At 72.9% G+C, this 15,094-nt stretch carries 14 protein-coding genes; 11 read left to right on the top strand and 3 right to left on the bottom strand.

The window, feature by feature from the left end; genetic code table 11:
• Window positions 1-536 precede the first annotated feature (536 nt).
• Complete coding sequence (locus ABT114_RS20490; protein WP_351144233.1) at window positions 537-1,334, top strand: hypothetical protein; 798 nt, start codon at window positions 537-539, stop codon at window positions 1,332-1,334.
• 71 nt (window positions 1,335-1,405) lie between these two features.
• Here ABT114_RS20490 and ABT114_RS20485 read toward each other — a convergent pair whose 3' ends face one another.
• Window positions 1,406-2,689, bottom strand: coding sequence for a DUF1015 domain-containing protein (locus tag ABT114_RS20485; RefSeq protein WP_351144218.1), 1,284 nt, complete (start codon window positions 2,687-2,689; stop codon window positions 1,406-1,408).
• A 71-nt stretch (window positions 2,690-2,760) separates the two neighbouring features.
• Here ABT114_RS20485 and ABT114_RS20480 point away from each other — a divergent pair, with 71 nt between their 5' ends.
• The 4 genes from ABT114_RS20480 (at window position 2,761) to ABT114_RS20465 (ending at window position 6,986) form a co-directional block, all read left to right on the top strand.
• Window positions 2,761-3,786: an HAD hydrolase-like protein gene (locus tag ABT114_RS20480; RefSeq protein WP_351144217.1), complete on the top strand. Its 1,026-nt coding sequence runs from the start codon at window positions 2,761-2,763 to the stop codon at window positions 3,784-3,786.
• A gap of 187 nt (window positions 3,787-3,973) precedes the next feature.
• On the top strand, window positions 3,974-5,017 hold the full coding sequence (locus tag ABT114_RS20475; RefSeq protein ID WP_351144216.1) for a FecCD family ABC transporter permease: 1,044 nt from the start codon (window positions 3,974-3,976) through the stop codon (window positions 5,015-5,017).
• A gap of 20 nt (window positions 5,018-5,037) precedes the next feature.
• Window positions 5,038-6,114: a FecCD family ABC transporter permease gene (locus tag ABT114_RS20470; protein ID WP_351144232.1), complete on the top strand. Its 1,077-nt coding sequence runs from the start codon at window positions 5,038-5,040 to the stop codon at window positions 6,112-6,114.
• Window positions 6,111-6,986: an ABC transporter ATP-binding protein gene (locus ABT114_RS20465; protein WP_351144215.1), complete on the top strand. Its 876-nt coding sequence runs from the start codon at window positions 6,111-6,113 to the stop codon at window positions 6,984-6,986. Before ABT114_RS20470 ends, ABT114_RS20465 begins: the two co-directional genes overlap by 4 nt.
• On the opposite strand, the gene ABT114_RS20460 is transcribed toward ABT114_RS20465, so the two are convergent.
• On the bottom strand, window positions 6,970-7,317 hold the full coding sequence (locus tag ABT114_RS20460; protein ID WP_351144214.1) for an SCP2 sterol-binding domain-containing protein: 348 nt from the start codon (window positions 7,315-7,317) through the stop codon (window positions 6,970-6,972). The two genes, ABT114_RS20465 and ABT114_RS20460, sit on opposite strands and share 17 nt — an antisense overlap.
• A 42-nt stretch (window positions 7,318-7,359) precedes the next feature.
• Here ABT114_RS20460 and ABT114_RS20455 point away from each other — a divergent pair, with 42 nt between their 5' ends.
• The 6 genes from ABT114_RS20455 (at window position 7,360) to ABT114_RS20430 (ending at window position 13,409) form a co-directional block, all read left to right on the top strand.
• Entirely contained in the window at window positions 7,360-7,653 is a 294-nt protein-coding gene (locus ABT114_RS20455) for a hypothetical protein (RefSeq protein ID WP_351144213.1), read from the top strand.
• A gap of 55 nt (window positions 7,654-7,708) precedes the next feature.
• Entirely contained in the window at window positions 7,709-8,524 is an 816-nt protein-coding gene (locus ABT114_RS20450; protein WP_351144212.1) for a TlyA family RNA methyltransferase, read from the top strand.
• Window positions 8,521-9,426: an NAD kinase gene (locus ABT114_RS20445; RefSeq protein WP_351144211.1), complete on the top strand. Its 906-nt coding sequence runs from the start codon at window positions 8,521-8,523 to the stop codon at window positions 9,424-9,426. Before ABT114_RS20450 ends, ABT114_RS20445 begins: the two co-directional genes overlap by 4 nt.
• A 141-nt stretch (window positions 9,427-9,567) precedes the next feature.
• Entirely contained in the window at window positions 9,568-11,295 is a 1,728-nt protein-coding gene (gene recN, locus ABT114_RS20440; RefSeq protein WP_351144231.1) for a DNA repair protein RecN, read from the top strand.
• Window positions 11,296-11,342: 47 nt separating this feature from the next.
• The gene (locus ABT114_RS20435; RefSeq protein WP_351144210.1) at window positions 11,343-12,095 is read left to right on the top strand and encodes a hypothetical protein; all 753 of its coding nucleotides are present in this window, start codon (window positions 11,343-11,345) and stop codon (window positions 12,093-12,095) included.
• A gap of 177 nt (window positions 12,096-12,272) precedes the next feature.
• A complete protein-coding gene (locus ABT114_RS20430; protein WP_351144209.1) occupies window positions 12,273-13,409 on the top strand; it encodes a glycosyltransferase family 4 protein in 1,137 nt (378 codons plus the stop codon).
• Here ABT114_RS20430 and ABT114_RS20425 read toward each other — a convergent pair.
• Entirely contained in the window at window positions 13,406-15,049 is a 1,644-nt protein-coding gene (locus ABT114_RS20425; RefSeq protein WP_351144208.1) for a PucR family transcriptional regulator, read from the bottom strand. The genes ABT114_RS20430 and ABT114_RS20425 overlap by 4 nt on opposite strands.
• Window positions 15,050-15,094: the final 45 nt, after the last annotated feature.

Below are 15,094 nucleotides of genomic sequence, written 5' to 3'. Positions count from 1 at the left end.
ATCGTGGTGAGCGTCCTCCCTTCCGTCGTGATGACCGTGGTGAGCGTGCTCCCTTCCGTCGTGATGACCGTGGTGAGCGTGCTCCCTTCCGTCGTGACGATCGTGGTGAGCGTGCTCCCTTCCGTCGTGATGACCGTGGTGAGCGTGCTCCCTTCCGTCGTGATGACCGTGGTGAGCGTGCTCCCTTCCGTCGTGATGATCGTGGTGAGCGTCCCTCCTTCCGTCGTGATGACCGCGGCGATCGTCCTGGTGTCCGCCGTGACGATCGGCGGGACGACCGTCGTGACGACCGGCGCGGGGAGGACCGCGGAGATCGCGGAGGTTACGGCCGTCGTGACGACAGCCGGGGCGACCGCGGTGGATTCCGGGGCAGTGACGATCGCGGCGGCAGCCGTGGTCCCCGCCGTGATGACCGACGCGACGACCGCTCCGGGCGTCCCGGTGGCTTCCGTGGCCGCGACGACCGGCGTGACGACCGGCGCGGCGGCGGCCGCTTCCGTGACGAGCGTGACCGGGACCGGGAGCCGATCAAGCGGCTGCCGATCGCCGAGGACGTCACCGGCGACGAGATCGACCAGGACGTACGGCAGGAGCTGCAGAGCCTGCCGAAGACGCTTGCGGAGGACGTTGCCAAGAACCTGGTGATGGTCGCGCGGCTGATCGACGAGGATCCCGAGGGCGCCTATGCCTACTCGAGGATCGCTCTGCGGCTTGCGTCCCGTGTCGCTGCTGTGCGCGAGGCGGCCGGGTTCGCCGCGTACGCGAACCAGAAGTACAGCGAGGCGCTCGCCGAGTTCCGGGCCGCGCGGCGGATGACCGGCACCGTTGAGCTGTGGCCCGTCATGGCCGACTGCGAGCGCGGGCTCGGGCGGCCGGAGAAGGCCCTGGACATGGCCGGCGCCCCCGAGGTGCACAAGCTCGACAAGGCCGGTCAGGTCGAGATGCGGCTTGTCGCGGCCGGTGCCCGGCGTGACATGGGGCAGCTGGACGCGGCCATCGTGACGCTGCAGAGCCCCGAGCTGGCCTCCAACTCCGTACAGCCGTGGACCGCGCGGCTGCGGTACGCGTACGCCGACGCGCTGCTCGCCGCCGACCGGCGGAGCGAGGCGCGGGAGTGGTTCGCGAAGGCCGTCGAGGCCGACCGCGACGGCAGCACGGACGCCTCTGACCGGCTCGCCGAGCTGGACGGGGTGGAGTTCGTCGACGTCCTCGACGACGGCGAGGACGAGTCCGAGGACGTCTCCGTCTCCGAGGCGGACGGCGGCGACGACCGCGACCAGGCCGACGAAGAGGCCGACGACAAGGCCGACGACAAGGCCGACGACCAGGACTGACGTACGGCAGTGAGTAAGGGCGGGATCCCGGCAACGGGGTCCCGCCCTTTCGTATGTCGGAGCCGGAGTTGTCAGAGCTCCAGCGCGCGCAGCACCAGGCCCGACGCCGGCTTCGGGCCGAACGACGTCGACTTGCGGGGCATGGTGACGCCCTGGCGGGCGAGGTCGCGGACGACCTCCTCGCGGACCGGGTGCATGAGGACGGCCGTACCGCCGTCGCGTTCCGCCTTCTCGACCGTGGCGGCCGTGTCGTGGATGTAGGCGATGTGGGCGGGGGAGTCCTCGGGGATGTGCCAGACATGATCGAGGAGCGTGGTGTGCAGGACGGTGGCGTCCAGGGTGCGCCAGGCCGCCGGGCGGTCGGCGGGGACCGTACGGGCCAGGAGGTCCGGGTCCGGGCGGTCGACGAGGTGGAAGCCGCCGTCGCCGGCCAGCAGGAAGGCGTTGCCGGCGCGGGCCGCTTCGGCGAGTGTCGCCAGGGCCTCCAGCAACGGGATCTCGAGGCGGCGTACGCGGAACAGGCCGTCGAGGGCGGCCAGGGCGTCGGTGAGCGGCAGGGTGTGCAGGAGGCGGTGGATCGCGCGGACGCGGAGCGGGTAGCGGACCGTGTCGATGAGGAGGACCAGGCCGTAGTCCCAGGGGCTGGGGGAGGGGTGCTCCGCGCGTAGACGCAGATACGTCGCCCAGCGGTGATGGCCGTCGGCGATCAGGGCCTGGTGGTGGGACAGGTCCGTCTGGACGCACGCCAGGTCGGTGGGGTCCTTGATCGACCAGAGGCGGTGGCTGAAGCCGTCCTCCGTGGTCGTCGACAGGAGTGGGGGCCGTTCGGCGGTGCGTTCGATGACGCCGGCCGTGGCGCCGTCGCCGCGGTAGGTCAGCAGCAGGGGTTCGAGGTTCGCGGAGGTGGCGCGCATCAGGGCCGTGCGGTCCGCGACGACGTGCGGCATGACGTCCTCGTGCGGCAGGACCACGCCCTCCGACGGCTCGGTCAGGCGCAGGGCGCCGATGATGCCGCGCTGGAGCAGGCCCGCGCCGTCGCACTGTTCGTAGAGGTACAGGCCGGGCTCGGGATCGGCGGTCAGGACTCCCTCGTCCAGCCAGCGGCGCAGGGTGTCGGCCGCGCGTTCGTTGCGGGCGCTGGGGGTGCCGTCCTGCGGGAGGATCAGGCGGACGATGTTGTGCGGGTCGGCGGACTGGAGGTGGTGCACGCCGTCGGGCCGTACGACGACGTCGTACGGAGGTGACGTCACGGCGGCCAGGCTGCCGACCCGCTCGGGGTCGTAGCGCAGGCCTCGGAACGGGGTGAGTTCCAGGCCTCGGGGCGCCGTTGCTTCCGAGTGACCTGCAGAGTTCATCCCGGCATCGTACGTGTGTCAGTGGCATGAGGGATGATCGGGGAAAGGGATCGAACGAGGAGCGATGTGGAATGAGCCGGAGCGTCAGGACGAGTCCCGAGGGCAGTGGGCAGGCCCTGAGCGAGGCGTACGACACGGCGCTGCTCGACCTGGACGGGGTGGTGTACGCGGGCGGGAACGCGATCGCGTACGCGGTCGAGTCGCTCGCCACGGCCCGCGCGGGCGGGATGCATCTGGCGTACGTCACGAACAACGCTCTGCGGACGCCGGACGCGGTCGCCGAGCACCTGACGGAGCTGGGGATACCGACGGGCGCGGCCGACGTCATCACGTCGGCGCAGGCGGTGGCGCGGCTGATCAGTGAGCAGGTGCCCGCCGGCTCCCGGGTGCTGGTCATCGGCGGGGAGGGGCTGCGGGTCGCGCTGCGTGAGCGCGGGCTGGAGCCCGTCGAGTCCGCGGAGGACCAGCCGGTGGCCGTGGTGCAGGGGTACGGCGGTCCCGAGCTGGCGTGGGGGCGGTTCGCGGAGGCGTGCTACGCCATCGCGCGCGGGGTTCCGTGGTTCGCGTCCAACACCGACCTGACGATTCCCAGCGCGCGCGGGATCGCGCCTGGCAACGGGGCGGCCGTGGAGGTCGTACGGATCGCGACGGGTGCCGAGCCGCAGGTGGCGGGCAAGCCGCTGCCGCCGATGCACCGGGAGACGATCCTGCGTACGGGCGCTGAGCGGCCGCTTGTGGTGGGGGACCGGCTGGACACGGACATCGAGGGTGCGTTCAACGGGGACGTCGACTCGCTGCTCGTGCTGACCGGCGTGACCGACGGCGCGCAGCTGCTCGCCGCGCCGCCGCAGCACAGGCCGACATATGTCGACGCCGATCTGCGGGGGCTGCTGACTGGGCAGCCGGAGGTCATCGAGGCGGGCAAGAGCTTCCGGTGCGGCGGTTGGACGGCGACCGCCGGTGCCGAGCTGGAGCTGGAGGGCGACGGAAAAGCCCTGGACGGGCTGCGCGCGCTGTGTGCGGCGGCCTGGACGGCGGCCGGGGAGGGTTCGTGCGGGCTGGACGGGGGGAAGGCGCTGGCGCGGCTGGGGCTGTGAGTTGGGCGGTGCGTCTCCGCGGTGAGCCGGGCGGTGCGTCTCCGCGGTGAGCCGGGCGTCGCGCCGGGCGGTGTGTCTCCGTGGTGAATCCGCGCAGGGAGCCTTCTCGGTGAACGCGAACCTGTGAACCTGGGAACGGCCGTGACCAGAGATCGAGGTAAATGCGAGGGTAGGCTAACCTAACTGCGTGTTGGTTGACAGTCCTCCCGAACAGCGCGCGGATACCGCCCCCGCGCCCCCAACCCGCCGGGCGATACGCAGCCTTGGGCTGCTCGTCTCCGTCGCGGTCCTGGTGCTCGTCGCGTTGGCGAGTATCGCGATCGGGGCGAAGGAGCTGTCCCTGGGGCAGGTCTGGCACGGCCTGTTCACGAACACGGGCACGTACGGCGACGTCGTGGTCGACGAGCGGCTGTCGCGGACCCTGCTCGGGCTGCTCGCCGGCGCGGCGCTCGGCCTGTCGGGGGCCGTCCTCCAGGCGCTCACCCGCAACCCGCTCGCCGACCCCGGGCTGCTCGGCATCAACGCGGGCGCGTCCGCCGCGGTCGTCACGGCCATCACCTACTTCGGTGTCACCAGCCTGAGCGGCTATGTGTGGTTCGCGTTCTTCGGCGCGGCCGCCGTCGGTGCGCTGGTCTGGTTCCTCGGCGGCAGCCGGGGTGCCACACCCGTGCGGCTCGCGCTCGCCGGCACCGCGATCAGCGCCGCGCTCTACGGCTATGTCCAGGCCGTGATGATCATGGATAACGCGGCGCTGGGCAGGATGCGGTTCTGGACGGTCGGGTCGCTGTCGTCGGCGACCGACTCGACCATCACCCAGGTACTGCCGTTCATCGCGGCCGGCACGGTCCTCGCTCTCGCTCTCGCCCGGCCGCTCAACGCCATGTCCATGGGCGACGACACCGCCAAGGCGCTCGGCGCCCACCTCAACCGCACCCGGGCGCTGTCCATGCTCGCCGCCACCGTGCTGTGCGGAGCCGCGACCGCCGCCTGTGGCCCCATCGTGTTCGTCGGGCTGATGGTCCCGCACATCGTGCGGTCCTTCACCGGGCCCGACATGCGCTGGATCATGCCGTACGCCACGGTCCTCTCGCCCGTGCTGCTGCTCGGCGCGGACGTCGTCGGCCGGGTCGTCGTGCGGCCGTCGGAGCTCCAGGTCGGCATCGTCACCGCGCTCATCGGCGGCCCGGTCTTCATCTTTCTCGTACGACGGCGGAGGACGGCGCAGCTGTGAAGACCGCAGTGAAAACCGCAGTGAAGGCCGCAGCCAAGACCCCCCGGGCCACCAGGGCGAACCGGGCCACTCGCGCGCTGCGCACTCCGGGCGGGTTCTCCGTCCGGCTGGACGTACGCGGGTTCACCGTCGTCGTGTTGCTGCTGGCCGCCGCGCTCACCGCGAGCGTCGTGCTGATCGGCACCGGCGACTTCCCGATCCCGGCCGGCGACGTGCTCAAGACGCTGGCCGGCGACGGCAGTCCGGGGCAGGAGTTCATCGTCAACGAGCTGCGGCTGCCGCGGGTCCTCGTCGGGCTCCTGGTGGGCGCCTCGCTCGGGCTCGGCGGTGCGCTGTTCCAGTCCATCTCCCGTAATCCGCTGGGCAGTCCGGACGTGCTGGGCCTCGGGCAGGGGGCGACGGCCGGCGCGCTCGTGGTGATCGTACTGCTGTCCGGTGACGCCAACGAGGTCACCGTCGGCGCGCTCGTGGGCGGTCTGGTGACCGGCCTCGCCATCTACTTGCTGTCCTGGAAGCAGGGCGTCCACGGCTATCGGCTGGTGCTGGTCGGCATCGGTGTGTCCGCGGTCGTCACGGCGGTCAACGGCTATCTGCTGACCAAGTCCGACCTCGTCGACGCGGCCCGGGCCGTCGTCTGGATGACCGGGTCCCTCGACGGCCGCGGCTGGGAACAGGTCTGGCCGCTGCTCGCCCTGTGTGCCGTGCTCGTACCGCTCGTCCTCGCCAACGCCCGCGGGCTGCGGATGATGGAGATGGGCGACGACGTCGCCAACGCCCTGGGGGTGCGCGTGGAGCGCGTACGGCTGCTGCTGATGGTGGCCGCCGTCCTGCTCACCGCGACCGCCACCGCCGCCGCAGGCCCCGTCAGCTTCGTGGCGCTCACCGCGCCGCAGCTCGCCCGACGGCTGACCCGCTCGCCCGGGCCGAACCTCGTGCCGTCCCTGTGCATGGGCGCCACCCTCCTGGTCACCGCCGACTGGGCCTCACAACGGGCCTTCGGCGCCGACCAGCTGCCCGTGGGCGTGGTCACCGGCGTACTCGGCGGCGTCTACCTGCTGTGGCTGCTGGTCACCGAGCGCAGGGCGGGCCGGATATGAGCGCCAACCCCAGCAGCGGGCTGAACAACCGAAGGAGCACCGTGAACCGCCTGTCCGCAGAGAACGTCACCCTCGCCTACGACCAGCGCGTCATCGCCGAACAGCTGTCGGTGGAGATCCCCGACAACTCGTTCACCGTGATCGTCGGTCCGAACGCGTGCGGCAAGTCGACGCTCCTGCGGGCGCTGTCGCGGATGCTGAAGCCGAGCCATGGCCGGGTGCTGCTCGACGGGCAGGTCATCCAGTCGATGCCCGCGAAGAAGGTCGCCCGTACCCTCGGCCTGCTGCCGCAGTCGTCGATCGCACCCGACGGGATCACCGTCGCGGACCTGGTGGGCCGCGGCCGCTACCCGCACCAGGGGATCCTGCGCCAGTGGTCCGCCGAGGACGAGCGGGTCGTGCGGGAGTCGATGGCGCAGACCGGTGTCGCCGAGCTCGCCGACCGTTACGTCGACGAACTGTCCGGTGGTCAGCGCCAGCGCGTGTGGATCGCGATGGCGCTCGCCCAGCAGACGCCGCTGCTGCTGCTCGACGAGCCGACGACGTACCTGGACCTCCAGCACCAGATCGACGTCCTCGACCTGTGCGCCGAACTGAACGAGGAGCAGGGCCGCACGCTGGTCGCCGTCCTGCACGACCTCAACCACGCCGCCCGGTACGCCACCCACCTCATCGCCCTGCGCGACGGGCAGGTCATCGCGCAGGGCGCGCCCGGTGAGGTCGTCACGGCCGGGCTGGTCGAGGAGGTCTTCGGGCTGCGCTGCCAGGTCATCGACGACCCGGAGACGGGGACGCCCCTGGTGGTGCCGGCGGCACGCAAGGCACGTACGGAAGCGAAGGAAGCGAAGGTCGCCGCTACAGGAGCTTCCTGAGCCGGAACAGGTCGAACAGGCTTGCCTCCAGCTTCACCCGGCCCGAGCCCCAGGCCTTGGCGAAGTTCAGCTCGCCGTCGACCAGCGCCACCAGGTCGTCGCCGGCCATGGCCAGCCGGATCTCGGCCTTCTCGCGCGCAGGGCCCGCAAAGGTGTGGAGCACCTCGATCCGGCCGCCGGTGAGCCGGCCGGCGAAGGTGACATCCAGGTCGGTGATGCGGCAGCTCACCGAGCGGTCCAGGGCGGCGGCCGCGCGGACGTCGCCTTCGGCGCCCCCCATGTTGTCGGCGAGCTTCTCGAGCGCGACGCGGCACTCCTCGATCGTGGCCATGGTGATCGACGGTACCCCAGCGGTTCGAGGTAGCGTCAGGGCATGAGCGACTCTGTGCCCGAGGTCGGCACCCGGGTGGAAGCGGCGGTTTTGCAGGCCGAGCCCGCGTACGCCCCCGCCGCCCCCGCTGCGCTGGACGTGCCCCGCACTCCCACCGGCAACGCCGAGGTCGACGCCCATCTGGAGCGGCTCGGTGATGCCGATCACCTCGCCACCGACGGGCACGTCGAGGTGTACGAGGATGTACACGGGGGGCTGCGCGACGTGCTCACCGCGCTCGACGCCCGCCCGGGCCTTCCGGCTCCCACCCGCCACCCGACCGCCACCCCTCAATGAGATCCTTCGGGTCGCACCTTTTTATTGCCGTACGGGACGAGGAGCTGAACCGAACGTGGCAGGAGTCGCACGCCGCCGTCTGGACGCGGAGCTGGTCCGCAGGAAGCTCGCGCGTTCGCGCGAGCACGCCAGCCAGCTGATCGCCGCCGGACGGGTGACCGTCGGCAAGACCGTCGCGACCAAGCCCGCCACGCAGGTGGAGACCGCGGCGGCGATCGTCGTCGCGTCCGACGACGGCGACCCCGAGTACGTGTCGCGCGGCGGCCACAAGCTCGCCGGGGCATTCGCGGCGTTCGTGCCGGAGGGGCTGGTCGTGGAGGGGCGGCGGGCGCTGGACGCGGGTGCGTCCACCGGTGGCTTCACCGACGTACTGCTGCGGGCGGGGGCCGCACACGTCGTCGCCGTCGACGTCGGGTACGGACAGCTCGCCTGGTCTCTTCAGAGCGATGAACGCGTCACCGTCAAGGACCGTACGAACGTACGTGAGTTGACGCTTGAAGCGATCGATGGGGAACCTGTGGATCTTGTCGTGGGCGATCTGTCCTTCATCCCGCTCGGGCTGGTGCTGCCGGCCCTGGCGCGGTGCGCGAAGCCGGACGCCGACCTGGTGATGATGGTCAAGCCGCAGTTCGAGGTGGGGAAGGAACGGCTGGGGAGCGGGGGAGTCGTACGGAGTCCGCAGCTGCGGGCGGACGCCGTGCGGGGCGTGGCCGGGAAGGCGTGGGAACTGGGACTCGGGGTGAAGGGTGTCACCGCGAGTCCGCTGCCCGGGCCCTCGGGCAACGTCGAGTACTTTCTGTGGCTGCGGGCCGGTGCACCCGAACTGGACCCGGCCGACGTTGACCGTGCAGTGGCGGAGGGGCCGCGTTGACACAGAACCGAGCTCGAACTGTTTTCCTGCTCGCCCACACCGGGCGGCCGGCGGCCATCCGCAGCGCCGAACTCGTGGTCAAGGGACTGCTGCAGTCCGGCATCGGCGTGCGCGTCTTGGAGGCCGAGGCGCGCGACCTGCCGCTGCCGGAGGAGGTGGAGCTGGTCAAGGAGGCCACCCCGCAGTGCCTGGAGGGCTGCGAGCTGCTCATCGTGCTCGGCGGTGACGGCACGCTGCTGCGCGGCGCCGAGTTCGCGCGGGCGTCCGGGGTGCCGATGCTCGGCGTGAACCTCGGCAGCGTCGGGTTCCTCGCGGAGGCCGAGCGGGACGACCTCGACAAGGTCGTCGACCGGGTGGTGACCAAGGCGTACGAGGTCGAGGAGCGGATGACCGTCGACGTCGTCGTGCACCGCAACGGCGCCATCGTGCACACGGACTGGGCCTTGAACGAGGCGGCCGTGCAGAAGGTGTCCGCCGAGAAGCTGCTCGAGGTCGTGCTGGAGATCGACGGCCGGCCGGTGACCGGTTTCGGCTGTGACGGGATCGTCCTGTCGACCCCGACCGGGTCGACGGCCTACGCCTTCTCCGCGGGCGGGCCCGTGGTGTGGCCGGAGGTGGAGGCGCTGCTGATGGTGCCGATCAGCGCGCATGCGCTGTTCGCGAAGCCGTTGGTCACGTCGCCCGATTCCGTGCTGGCCGTCGAGGTGCTGCCGCACATCCAGCCCGGGGTTTTGTGGTGTGACGGGCGGCGGACCGTCGAGCTGCCGCCGGGGGCGCGGGTGGAGGTGCGGAGGGGAGCTGTGCCGGTGCGGCTGGCTCGGCTGCATCACGCTTCGTTCACTGATCGGCTGGTGGCGAAGTTCGCGTTGCCCGTGTCCGGGTGGCGCGGGGCTCGGCCGTAGCTGTTCGTGACGTCAGTCCACCCGCCCGGGTGACAAAAGCCGCCGATCCGCTCTCCTCCACCTGCGGCTTCTCGTAACCGGGGCGGGTGCCGTCGCACATCCCGCCCCCGACCTCGTAAGGTCGTGTCCGTGTTGGAGGAGATGCGGATACGGTCGCTCGGAGTCATCGACGACGCTGTTGTCGAGCTGTCGCCCGGGTTCACCGCGGTCACCGGTGAGACGGGTGCGGGCAAGACCATGGTCGTCACCAGCCTGGGGCTGTTGCTGGGCGGGCGTGCGGATGCGGCGCTGGTGCGGATCGGGGCGAAGAGCGCGGTCGTGGAGGGGCGTATCGCCGTGCCCACGGGCGCGGCCGCGGTCGTACGGGCGGAGGAGGCGGGGGCCGAGCTCGACGACGGGGCTCTGCTGATCAGCCGTACCGTTTCCGCCGAGGGGCGGTCGCGGGCGCATCTGGGCGGGCGGAGCGTGCCCGTGGGGGTGCTCGCGGAGCTCGCCGACGAGTTGGTGGCCGTGCACGGGCAGACCGACCAGCAGGGGCTGCTGAAGCTCTCGCGGCAGCGGCAGGCGCTGGACCGGTACGCGGGCGACGCGGTCGCCGGCCCGCTCGCCAAGTACACGGAGGCCTATCGGCGCCTGCGGGCCGTGGCCGTCGAGCTCGACGAGATCGTCACGCGCGCGCGTGAGCGGGCCCAGGAGGCCGACATGCTGCGCTACGGACTCGACGAGATCGCGGGGGTCGAGCCGCGCGCCGATGAGGACGTGGAGCTGGCCGAGGAGGCGGAGCGGCTCGGGCACGCGGAGGCGCTGTCGTCGGCCGCGACGGCCGCACACGCCGCTCTCGCGGGCAATCCGGAGGACCCCGAGGGCATCGACGCGGCGACGCTCGTCGCGGGCGCACAGCGGGCCCTGGAGGCCGTGCGCTCGCACGATCCGGCGCTGGCCGCGCTCGCCGACCGGATCGGGGAGATCGGGATCCTGCTGGGCGACGTGGCCGGGGAGCTGGCGGGGTACGCCGACGACCTCGACGCCGACCCGCTGCGGCTGTCGGCCGTCGAGGAGCGCCGGGCGGCGCTCACCGCGCTGACCCGGAAGTACGGTCGGGACGGCCAGGACACAGCTTCGGTGCTGGCCTGGGCCGAGCGGAGCGCCGCGCGGCTGACCGAGCTGGACGGCGACGACGAGCGGATCGACGAGCTGACCGCCGAACGGGACGCGCTGCGGAGCGAACTGGGCGGGCTCGCGCAGGCGTTGACGGACGCGCGGGTCGAGGCGGCCGAGCGGTTCGCCGCCGCCGTGACCGCGGAGCTGGCCTCGCTGGCCATGCCCCACGCGCGCGTGTCGTTCGACATCCGGCAGACGGAGGACCCGGAGGGCGTCGAGGTCGGCGGGCGTACGGTCGGGTACGGGCCGTCCGGTGTCGACGAGGTGGAGCTGCTGCTGGCCCCGCACCCGGGCGCCCCGCCGCGGCCCATCGCCAAGGGCGCGTCCGGTGGTGAGCTCTCGCGCGTGATGCTGGCGGTCGAGGTCGTGTTCGCCGGGACGGATCCGGTGCCGACGTACCTCTTCGACGAGGTCGACGCCGGTGTCGGCGGCAAGGCGGCGGTGGAGATCGGGCGGCGGCTCGCGCGGCTCGCGAAGACCGCGCAGGTCGTGGTGGTCACCCACCTGCCGCAGGTGGCGGCCTTCGCCGACCGGCAGCTGCTGGTCGAGAAGACCAACGACGGTTCGGTGACCCGCTCCGGTGTGAAGGTGCTCGAAGGGGAGGACCGGATCCGGGAGCTGTCCCGGATGCTCGCCGGCCAGGAGGACTCGCAGACGGCCCGAGCACATGCGGAGGAGCTGCTGGCGGCGGCCCGGGCGGACGCCTAGCCGACGCCGACCCGTCGACGGGTTCGATGGGTCCGTAGGGTGGCGGGATGATCAACCGCACCTCCCGGACCACCTCGTTCGCACTCGCCGCCGCTCTCACCCGTGCCACGGCGGCCGCCCTGCGCGTCAAGGCGCCGGGCGGCCGTGCTCATTGGGAGCGGACGAACCACGTGGGGCGGACGGTGGAGTTGTACGCCGGACCCGCGAGCGCTCTGGCGGCCGCCGTCGGGGCCGCGCGTATCCGGCCGGCCGCCGGGCTCGCCGTGGCCGCCGCCGGTGTCTGCGGGGCGTACGACGATGTCGCCGGGGACGACCGGCGCGGCTTCCGGGCGCATCTCCGCGCGCTCCGGGAGGGTGAAGTCACCAGTGGTGCGGTCAAGTTGTTCGGGATCTCGGGCGCCGGGCTCGTCGCGGGAGCGCTGCTCAAGGAGCGGCCGCTCGACAAGGTGCTCGCGGGGATCGTGATCGCCGGGGCCGCGCACTTCGTCAACCTCGTGGACGTACGGCCGGGGAGGGCCGCCGGGGCGGTGCTCGTCCTCGCCGCGCCCGGGCTGCTGCGGAAGGGGCCCGGGGCGGAACTGGCCGCTGTCGCGGTGGGTGCGGCGGCGGCCGTGCTGCCCGACGACCTGGGGGAGCGTGTGATGATCGGGGACGCCGGGGCGCACGCGCTGGGGGCCGTTCTCGGTGCCGCGGTCGTCGCCGCGAACGGGCGTGCGGGGCTGGCCGCCCACGCCGCCGCCGTCGTGGCCGCGGCGGTCTGCGGCGACCGGGTGAGTGAGGCGGCGCGTTCACTCGTGTGAGTGACCCGTGCGGTCGTGCCGGAAGGAGTCGGCCATCTCGGGGTTCCCGGAACACCCGTACGTCCTGGCATCCTTGGCGTAGGACATGGAGGAAACCACGCGGTACGCCCCCCGCGCCCGATCCTTCTGTACGTTTCGTCGTGACCGTCCGATGCCGAACCAGGAGCCCCCGGCCACGTGAGCCCCGTCAGCAGCCCCTCACCGCACGGCCAGTCGCCACTGCGCACCGTGCAGGTGCTGGGCGGAGGCAACGCCGGCAGCAGCGCACACGTGCGCTCCCTGACCGCGGGGCTCGCCGCACGGGGCGTGCGGGTCACGGTGTGCGCCCCCACTGAGGCCGATCACTTCTACGACTTCACGGGCGCCGGCGCCGAACACGTGCACGTGCCGCGCAGCAGTGACCCGGGGTCCGTGGCAGCGCTGCGGGCCGCCTGCGCGGATGCCGACCTGGTGCACGCGCATGGGCTGCACGCCTCCTTCCGGGCCGTTCTCGCCCTCAGCGGGCGGCGGACTCCGCTCGTCGTCACCTGGCACGACCGCGCGCACGCCGAGGGCGCGCGCGCCCATCTCGTGCGCCTGCTGGAGCGACGGGTGGTGAAGGCCGCCACCGTGGTGCTCGGCACCACCTCGGCCCTCGTGGACCGGGCGCGCCGCACGGGCGCGCGGGACGCGCGGCTCGCCGCTGTCGCCCTGCCCGGTCCCCGCAGCTCTGTCGAGCCCGAGGACCCCGACCGGCGGCGTCCCAAGATCCGGGCCGAACTCGGCGCCACCGGACGCCCGTTGCTGATGGCCGTCGGCTCTCTCGACCCGCACCGCGGGTACGAGGTGCTGCTGGACGCCTCGCGCGCGTGGCGCCGGCTCGACCCCGTACCGCTGGTCGTCATCGCGGGGGAGGGCCCGCTGCGGGCGGTGCTCCAGCGCCGTATCGAGGACGAGGGACTGCCGGTGCGGCTCATCGGGCGGCGCGACGACGTGGGCGAGCTGATCGCCGCCGCGGATCTCGCACTGCTGCCGAGCCGGTGGGAGTCGCGGTCCGTGCTCGCCCAGGAGGCCCTCCACGCGCGCGTGCCGCTCGTCGCGACCGACGTCGGCGGCATCCCCGAACTCGTCGGCGACGCCGCCGAACTCGTCCCGTACGGCGACGCCGAGGCGCTCTCCGAAGCCGTCGTACGCCTCCTCGACGACCCCGGACACCGGGAGCTCCTGACCGAGAAGGGCGCCCGGCAGGCGGCCACGTGGCCGACCGAGGACGAGACCGTCGCCCAGGTCCTCAGCGTCTACGACGAGTTGACGCAGCCTCGGCCGCTGATCTAGGGCACGTGTCGTCGTGCCCGCAGCGCCAGGCTCAACGCCAGTACCGTCTGCGGGTCGTCGAGGTCGGTGCCCAGCAACTCGCCGATGCGGGCGAGGCGGTTGTACAGCGTCTGGCGGTTGAGGTGGAGTTCGCGGGCCGTCTCCGCCTTGCGGCCGGCGTGGGCCAGGTAGGTCTGCAGCGTGGGCAGCAGCGGGGGCTTGGAGCGGTTGTCGTGGTCGAGGAGGGGGCCGATCGCTCGGTCCACGAAGGCCGCCAGGTCGGGGTGGTCGCGCAGCCGCCACAGCAGCAGGTCGATGTCGAGGCGGCGGGCGTCGTACCAGGGGCGGTCGGACAGGCCCTGGGCGGCGGTCGCCGTCTCCGCCGCGTGCCGCAGGCCCGCCGACGCCGCCGCCCAGCCACCGGCCACCCCGACGACCACGACCGGCGGCCGGGCTCCCGGCCGCTGCATCCCCGCCCGCTCCACACCGGCCCGCAGCGCCGCCGCCACCCGGTCCGCGACCGCCGACCGCTCCGACTCCGAGCGCAGGCCCAGGAGGAGCGGGACACGGCCCTCGACGGGTCGTACGCCCAGCAGGACCGGGACTCCCACGGACGCCAGCTCCTCGGCGACCGCGCGCGCCAGCACCGCCCAGCCTCCGCCCGGGGCGAGCGCGTCACCCAGCCGCATGACCACCGGCAGCAGTGGGCTGTCGCCCGGCTTGAAGCCCAGCACGCGCGCCTGCGCCGGAGCGTCCTCCGCGGCGACACGTCCCTCGGCGAGGTCGGTCAGGAAGTCGCCGCGGCCGCGTGCCGCCAGCTCCTCCTCCTGGCGGGCCTGCATCAGGACCACGGCCAGGATGCCCGCGGCCCGTTCGGCGGCGATGCGGTGCACCGGGGCGAGGGGCGCGCGTACGGGGAGCAGCGCGAGCCGGGCGCGCACCGAGCCCGTTCCCGGGCCCCCGCCGGGCACGTCGACGAGCACCGAGCCCGACGGCGGCGGCGCGTCCTTGTGCTGGCCGCGCAGCCCCTCCCACACCTGGAGCGGATCCGCGCCCTCGGGTCCGGCTCCGGCGGCGTACAGGAGCCGTCCGTCCGTCGTCTCCAGGAAGACCGGGTTGCCGCTGAAGTCGGCGAGGATGCCGAGGACCTGCGGGATTCCGCCGCCGCCCAGCAGCGCCTCGGTACACCGGCGGTGCACCTCCTCCGCCCGCTGCAACAGCGCGTAGTGGCCGTTGACGATCTCCGTGTGGATCTCCTCGGTGACCGCCACGAACGGCACCTCGCGGTGCAGCTGGACCAGGGGGAGACCGGCCGTCCGCGCGGTCTCGACCAGGGCGGCGGGCAGCCGGGTGAAGCGCGGGCCGAGCTCGACGACCAGGGCCGCGATGCCACGCTCGGCGAGGGTGCGCACGAACGCGCGCTGGTCGGCCGGGCGGGTGCCGAGCCCGTACCCCGTGGTCAGCAGCAGCTCGCCGCCCTTGAGCAGCGAGGCGATGTTCGGCACCTCGCCGGCGTGCACCCAGCGCACGGTCCGCTGCAGCCGGTCGGCGCCCGCGAGGACCTCGGGGAGCCCGCTGCGCAGGCCCGGCAGCTCCAGGGCCTGCTGCACGGTGATGCCGGCGCCCTGGCTGTCGAATCGGTTGTCCGTGCGGCTGTCCATGCGACGGACGCTACCTGCGCGGACGTTCCGGCGTCCGACCGGTCC

Origin of the sequence: Streptomyces sp. NPDC002088, from assembly GCF_040296605.1 — a bacterium.
Taxonomy (GTDB): domain Bacteria; phylum Actinomycetota; class Actinomycetes; order Streptomycetales; family Streptomycetaceae; genus Streptomyces.
This window is presented reverse-complemented; position numbering and strand designations above follow the sequence as displayed.